Annotated in this window: 7 protein-coding genes; 4 read left to right on the top strand and 3 right to left on the bottom strand. The window is 61.6% G+C overall.

Annotated features, from left to right (window positions below):
- Nucleotides 1–40 precede the first annotated feature (40 nt).
- Both OC610_RS18880 and OC610_RS18875 read right to left on the bottom strand, forming a co-directional pair.
- Complete coding sequence (locus OC610_RS18880; RefSeq protein WP_264429800.1) at nucleotides 41–628, bottom strand: DcrB/PsbP domain-containing protein; 588 nt, start codon at nucleotides 626–628, stop codon at nucleotides 41–43.
- A gap of 124 nt (nucleotides 629–752) precedes the next feature.
- Nucleotides 753–1,031, bottom strand: a complete 279-nt coding sequence (locus OC610_RS18875; protein WP_264429798.1) for a hypothetical protein — start codon at nucleotides 1,029–1,031, stop codon at nucleotides 753–755.
- Nucleotides 1,032–1,184: 153 nt separating this feature from the next.
- On the opposite strand from OC610_RS18875, the gene selD reads away from it, so the two are divergent.
- Complete coding sequence (selD, locus tag OC610_RS18870; RefSeq protein ID WP_264429797.1) at nucleotides 1,185–2,219, top strand: selenide, water dikinase SelD; 1,035 nt, start codon at nucleotides 1,185–1,187, stop codon at nucleotides 2,217–2,219.
- Nucleotides 2,219–3,322 carry a tRNA 2-selenouridine(34) synthase MnmH gene (gene mnmH, locus OC610_RS18865; protein WP_264429795.1) on the top strand — a complete coding sequence of 368 codons (1,104 nt, stop codon included), beginning with the start codon at nucleotides 2,219–2,221 and terminating at the stop codon, nucleotides 3,320–3,322. The genes selD and mnmH overlap by 1 nt, the downstream gene beginning before the upstream one ends.
- Before the next feature lie 151 nt (nucleotides 3,323–3,473).
- Here the strand turns inward: mnmH and OC610_RS18860 are convergent, their stop codons facing one another.
- Nucleotides 3,474–4,148: a histidine phosphatase family protein gene (locus OC610_RS18860; protein WP_264429794.1), complete on the bottom strand. Its 675-nt coding sequence runs from the start codon at nucleotides 4,146–4,148 to the stop codon at nucleotides 3,474–3,476.
- Nucleotides 4,149–4,441: 293 nt separating this feature from the next.
- Between OC610_RS18860 and OC610_RS18855 the strand changes: the two genes are divergently transcribed.
- Nucleotides 4,442–5,140 (top strand): glutathione binding-like protein, encoded by a 699-nt coding sequence (locus OC610_RS18855; protein WP_264429791.1) that lies wholly within the window; start codon nucleotides 4,442–4,444, stop codon nucleotides 5,138–5,140.
- Between the two features lie 146 nt (nucleotides 5,141–5,286).
- Nucleotides 5,287–6,261, top strand: a complete 975-nt coding sequence (gene hemB, locus OC610_RS18850; protein ID WP_264429790.1) for a porphobilinogen synthase — start codon at nucleotides 5,287–5,289, stop codon at nucleotides 6,259–6,261.
- The last annotated feature ends 53 nt before the right edge of the window (nucleotides 6,262–6,314 follow it).

Raw genomic sequence — 6,314 nt, 5'->3', positions numbered from 1 at the left:
TTCGCGAGCAGGCTCGCTCCCACAAAACCACAGCAAATCATCACTTGCCGCTGGCGATCTGCTTCACCAGCGCTTCATGGCCGGCCTGGTCGCTGGCCCTGGAAATGATCTGCACCACGGCCATGCGTGTGCCGGATGCGCCGATCAACGTGGTATCCAACGTTGGCCCACCACCCTGCGTAGCCTTGGTGTCGAGCTGACGCAGGCCCAGGCCGGTGGTTTTCTGGGTCAGGCTTTGTTCGCCGAGGATTTTGGCATCCGGCAGGGTCTTGGTTTTCTGAACGGCGAAATCGGCGAAGGTGGCGTCGAGAAAGGCTGCGTCGTTATCCTCTACGTTCGCGCCGCCGACCAGGGTGTTCTCCGCCGTGATGACCACTGTCCGGGTCGTGGCATTGCTGTACATCGTGCCGGACGCCCCGGCGGTCCCCTGCGCCACATCCCCTGCGGACAAAGGCGTCGCCGTGAACCCCTTGGGCAGGCTGAAACTGAATTTGCCGCCCAACATCGAAATCTTCTGAACAGGGGCCTCCGCCGCGGCTTTGGGTTGCGCAGCCAGGACAGGCGTTGCGACGAGGCTGGCGATAGCCGTCAGCAGGAGGGCAGCGGCGTTTTGGCTCAGCGATGTCATGCGAATGCTCCACGGGTGGTCGTGCTTGAAGACCGATCATCCCACGGCCGTCGGCCCGGACTCCACTGCGCTGATCAAATACGGGCGCGATACGCGATAACAGGGGAACGCCGGCCGGGGCAACTCAGTCCGGTTCGACGTCCAGTTGCAGGCTGTCATCGGCCAGGCGCTCGGTGCGCCGGACAATGCCGCTGATGCGCCGGCCTTCGGCGCTGAACACGACGATCTGGGCTTTGGCCAGGTCGTCGGGCAGCGGCGGGCGGACGTGCAGGGCAAACCACGGTGGCTCGCCATCATCGAGTCGCTTGACATCGAACTGGCACTCGACGCTTTTGGTCTCGCGGCCGAACAGCGTGTCGAGGCCGTAGTCGAGATGGCTGTTTGCGGCTGGGTTTGGGTCCATTGGCAATCTCCCTGTGAGGGCTCGGCTATTGTTCAAGTGAGTCTTCCCACGTCGGAAAAATTCCGTCGGATGCGCGGCCAATGATCGCGACTGGCGGTGGACGATGGGTGTTGCTGGTAGAATCGCCCACCTTGACTTACGAGAGGTATGCCCATGAGCGAGCCGATTCGCCTGACCCAGTACAGCCACGGTGCCGGTTGCGGCTGCAAGATTTCGCCCCAGGTCCTGGAGGTGATTCTGGCCGGCAGCGGTGCGCAGAACCTTGACCCCAAGCTGTGGGTGGGCAACGCCTCCCGGGACGATGCGGCGGTCTACGCGATTGACGATGAGCGCGGTGTGGTCTCGACCACCGACTTCTTCATGCCGATCGTCGACGATCCGTTCGACTTTGGCCGCATCGCCGCCACCAATGCCATCAGCGACATCTACGCCATGGGCGGCGATCCACTTATGGCGATTGCGATCCTTGGCTGGCCGGTCAACGTCCTGGCCCCGGAAATCGCCCGGGAAGTGATTCGCGGTGGCCGCTCGGTGTGCGATGAGGCGGGCATTCCCCTGGCGGGTGGGCACTCGATTGATGCCCCAGAGCCGATTTTCGGCCTGGCGGTCACGGGCCTCGTGCAGAAACGCCACATGAAACGCAACGACACCGCTGTTGCCGGTTGCCGTCTCTACCTGACCAAACCCCTGGGCATCGGCATCCTCACCACGGCGGAAAAGAAAGGCAAGCTGCGCGCCGCCGACGTGGGCCTGGCCCGCGATTGGATGTGCACGCTGAACAAGCCCGGCAGCCGTTTCGGCAAGCTCGACGGCGTGGCCGCGATGACCGATGTCACGGGCTTCGGCTTGCTCGGGCACTTGGTGGAGATGGCCGATGGCAGCCAGCTCACCGCGCGCATCCGTTATGACGCGGTGCCGCGCTTGCCCGGCGTCGAGTATTACCTGGACCTGGGTTGCGTGCCGGGCGGCACGTTGCGCAACTTTGACAGCTACGCCAGCAAGGTCGGTCGTGTCCAGGAGTTGCACAAGCGCGTGCTGTGCGACCCGCAGACCAGCGGCGGCTTGCTGATTGCCGTCACGCCCGAAGGTGAAGGCGAATTCCTGCAAGTCGCCGCCGAGCTGGGCCTTGCACTGGAACCGATTGGCGAATTGGTCGAGCGACAGATCCACGCGGTCGAGGTGTCTTGATGCCCAACGACATTACCGATTACCGCGATATCTTCCTCAATGATCGTCCGATGATGGATACCCGTGCGCCCGTTGAATTCATCAAGGGCGCGTTTCCCGGCGTGGCCAACCTGCCGCTGATGACCGATATCGAGCGACAACGCGTCGGGACTTGTTACAAGCAGCAGGGACAGCAGGCTGCCATTGTCCTGGGGCATCAACTGGTTTCCGGTGAAACCAAGGCCCAGCGCATCCAGGCCTGGGCCGACTTCGCCCGGTCTCATCCGGACGGGTTGCTCTATTGCTTCCGTGGCGGCTTGCGCTCGCAAATTGTCCAGCAATGGCTCAAGGACGAAGCCGGTATCGACTACCCCCGTGTCGGCGGCGGCTACAAGGCCATGCGTACCTTTTTGCTCGAAACCGTCGAGCAGGCCGCAGCCCAGTGCGACCTGGTCTTGCTGGGTGGCATGACCGGCACGGGCAAGACTGAAGTGCTGGCGCAACTGCCCAATGCGCTTGACCTGGAGGGTTGCGCCAACCATCGCGGTTCGAGCTTTGGCAAGCGCGCCACCGGACAGCCGTCCAACATCGATTTCGAGAACCTGCTGGCGGTGGATGTGCTGAAAAAGCGTGCTGCCGGCATCGAGCAGTTCGTTCTGGAAGATGAGAGTCGGATGGTGGGCAGTTGCGCCGTCCCGCTGCCGTTGTACCAGCGCATGCAGCAGGTGCCGATGGTCTGGCTGGAAGACAGCCTGGAGCGGCGGGTCGAGCGAATCCTGCAGGACTACGTGATCAACCTGTGCGCCGAGTTCATCGACGTGCACGGCGACGAAGGTTTCGCTTTGTTTTCCGAGCGACTGCTGTCGAGTCTCGACAACATTCACAGGCGCCTGGGTGGCGACCGTCATCGGCGATTGATGGAGATCCTGGAAGCGGCCCTGGTCGAGCAGGCCAATACGGGTGCCGTCGATTTGCATCGCGGCTGGATCGAAGGCCTGCTGCGTGAATACTACGACCCGATGTATGTATTCCAGCGCGAGAAAAAGGGCGGGCGGATCGAGTTCGCCGGGGAGCGGCTGGCGGTGTTGGAATATCTGACTGAGCGCGCCGCCCGAGGCGGATGAGGCGGCTTCCATCATTCAACACACCGAGCCCTGTGGGAGCGAGCCTGCTCGCGAAGAGGTAGTGCACGCACCACATCAGTGGCTGAAACACCGCTTTCGCGAGCAGGCTCGCTCCCACATTGGATGTCCAGTCAAATGAGTGGCTTGGTGCTTACGTCGGGCACGTCTCCCGCCCGTTATCCAGCCCTTGCTTGTAGCTCCGGCTGGTCAGGCTGGCCTTGCCGTTGTGCCAGGTCAATGTCAGCACGTACAGCGAATCGAAATCGCTCGACGCCCAGTCATCAGTGATCTCCTGTTTCTTGCCCACCGCTTCGCCCGCGACCTTGTTGATCAGTTCCGGCAAGTAGCCGTGGGACCAGGCGGTGTAGATGGTGGCGTTGTGGTATTTGTCGTGCAGCAGTTCGTTGGCCAGGTCGCTGGTGTCGTTGGCCGAATATTCGATGTTCACCGGCAAGCCCAGCTTGATGGCGCTGGGGCTGATGGTCATCAGTGGGCGGATGTAGCTGTAGGAATTGTCCAGCTCACCCTCCTCGACATTCCGGGTAGGGTTGGCGGCGAACACATAATCGGCCTTGCCGAATTTTTCCGGCAGCAGGGTCGCCAGGTTTATCGCGCGATTCAGCCCCTGGCAGTTGAGCTGGCCCAGGCCTCCGGCGGGTTTCTCGGCGTGGCGCAGGAATACCAGGGTCTGCACGCCATCGACGGGCTGGGCGCGGCTCACGCTGGACTCCAGCGACAACACCAATCCACAGACCACCAGCAGCGTCGGTAGCATCAGCCACGAACGATGCTTGAAATATTGGGTGAGTTTGCGTGGGTTCATCATTGAATAGGCATCTTCGGTTTCGATTCAGGCTGACAAACCCCGGCACCGCGAAGCCTATGGGCTCGGGTGTTTTCCTTGTCGTTACGCCGCTTCGATTCCTTGGGGCAGTTCTCTGAGTCCCGTTCCGCCCGTTGGTTCGATCCTGGCCGGTGCGCTGTGTTTTAACGGCATCCCTCCAGGGAATGAAGCGAATGTTAGCGACAGGATGTTGCGGATTTAAGAACGGGCGACAGCTCAAAGCCGATCAGCTGATTTATGCTTCAGCTTTCTGGCTGATACTTGGAACCCATTTCATGCCCAACCTGACCCCGTTCCCCATCACTCAAAAGTGGCCGGCCCAGTACCCCGAGTGGATCCAGCTCTACTCCTTGCCAACCCCCAATGGGGTGAAAGTCTCGATCATGCTCGAAGAGATCGGCCTGCCTTACGAGCCGCATAAAGTCGACTTCGGCAACAATGACCAGTTGTCTCCTGGGTTCCTGTCGCTGAACCCCAATAACAAGATCCCCGCGATTCTCGACCCCCACGGCCCTGGGGATCAGCCGCTGGCGTTGTTCGAATCGGGGGCGATCCTGATTTACCTGGCGGACAAGAGCGGCCAACTGCTGGCCCAGGAATCGGCGGCGCGCTATGAAACGATCCAGTGGCTGATGTTTCAGATGGGCGGGATCGGGCCGATGTTCGGGCAATTGGGATTCTTCAACAAATTCGCCGGCAAGGATTACGAGGACAAGCGCCCCCGCGACCGTTATGTCGAAGAAAGCAAACGCCTGCTCAAGGTCCTCGATGGCCGACTCCAGGGCCGGGACTGGATCATGGGTGAGCGCTACACCATCGCCGATATCGCCACGTTTCCGTGGGTGCGCAACCTGGTGGGGTTTTACGAGGCGGGTGACTTGGTGGGCATCCAGAACTTTCCCAACGTGACACGGGTGTTGGAGCGTTTCCTGGCGCGACCGGCGGTGGCTCGCGGACTCAAGATTCCGGAGTGACCTGCATCAATGCCTCGTTGACGCTCTGAGCAGATTATTGCCCTGCCGGTAACACTCTGTTTTCCAGTCGATGTTTGTGCCCTGGCCGGCCAGGGCATAAGCTTTGCTCCCTGTGATCGAGCCCCATTTCTAGCCCCAGGAATCCCATGTCCAGCCAGTTCCCCGAAGCACGTCCACGCCGTCTGCGCCGCAACGCAAGCTTGCGCAGCCTGTTCCAGGAAACCGAGTTCACCCTGAACGATCTGGTGCTGCCGATTTTCGTCGAAGAAGAAATCGATGATTTCGTGCCGATCAAGAGCATGCCGGGTGTGATGCGTATTCCCGAATCAAAACTGGCCGGCGAGATCGAGCGTTATGCCCGCGCCGGTATCAAGTCGGTGATGACCTTTGGCGTGTCCCATCACCTGGACAGCGACGGCAGCGACACCTGGAGCGAGCGTGGCCTGGTGTCGCGCATGGCCGGGATCTGCAAGGACGCCGTGCCGGAAATGGTCGTGATGTCCGACACCTGTTTCTGCGAGTACACCGATCATGGCCACTGCGGCGTGCTGCACGGCCATGAAGTGGACAACGACCGGACCCTGATCAACCTGGGCAAGCAGGCCGTGGCGGCGGCGCGTGCCGGTGCCGACGTGATCGCGCCGTCGGCGGCCATGGACGGACAGGTCCAGGCCATTCGCCGGGCCCTGGACGAGGCGGGCTTCAGCCAGACGGCCATCATGGCTTACTCGACCAAATTCGCCTCGGCGCTCTATGGACCGTTCCGCGAGGCGGGCGGAAGTGCCTTGAAGGGCGACCGCAAGAGCTACCAGATGAACCCGATGAACCGCCGTGAAGCCTTGCGCGAATCCTTGCTCGACGAGCAGGAAGGCGCCGATGCGCTGATGGTCAAGCCGGCCGGGGCCTATCTCGACATCATCCGCGACATTCGCCAGGCGTCGAACCTGCCGCTGTCGGCCTACCAGGTCAGCGGCGAGTACGCGATGATCAAATTTGCCGCCCAGGCGGGTGCCATCGACGAAGCCCGCGTGGTGCGTGAAAGCCTTGGCGCGATCAAGCGGGCAGGGGCAGACCTGATCTTCACCTACTTCGCCATGGACCTGGCGTTGAGCGGGATCTGATCCAGCACTGCACGCAAGAAAAATAATGGACCTGTGGCGAGGGAGCTTGCTCC

This window comes from Pseudomonas agronomica (assembly GCF_025917275.1).
GTDB classification, from domain to species: Bacteria; Pseudomonadota; Gammaproteobacteria; order Pseudomonadales; family Pseudomonadaceae; genus Aquipseudomonas; species Aquipseudomonas agronomica.
Note: the sequence above shows the minus strand (reverse complement) of the source record. Positions and strands in the feature narration are given on the sequence as shown.

What these genes read in the sequence shown, in the direction of transcription:
- OC610_RS18880 (WP_264429800.1), bottom strand. Translation starts at nt 628, where the DNA reads ATGACATCGCTGAGCCAAAACGCCGCTGCCCTCCTGCTGACGGCTATC.
- OC610_RS18875 (WP_264429798.1), bottom strand. Translation starts at nt 1,031, where the DNA reads ATGGACCCAAACCCAGCCGCAAACAGCCATCTCGACTACGGCCTCGAC.
- OC610_RS18860 (WP_264429794.1), bottom strand. Translation starts at nt 4,148, where the DNA reads ATGATGAACCCACGCAAACTCACCCAATATTTCAAGCATCGTTCGTGG.
- selD (WP_264429797.1), top strand. Translation starts at nt 1,185, where the DNA reads ATGAGCGAGCCGATTCGCCTGACCCAGTACAGCCACGGTGCCGGTTGC.
- OC610_RS18855 (WP_264429791.1), top strand. Translation starts at nt 4,442, where the DNA reads ATGCCCAACCTGACCCCGTTCCCCATCACTCAAAAGTGGCCGGCCCAG.
- hemB (WP_264429790.1), top strand. Translation starts at nt 5,287, where the DNA reads ATGTCCAGCCAGTTCCCCGAAGCACGTCCACGCCGTCTGCGCCGCAAC.
- mnmH (WP_264429795.1), top strand. Translation starts at nt 2,219, where the DNA reads ATGCCCAACGACATTACCGATTACCGCGATATCTTCCTCAATGATCGT.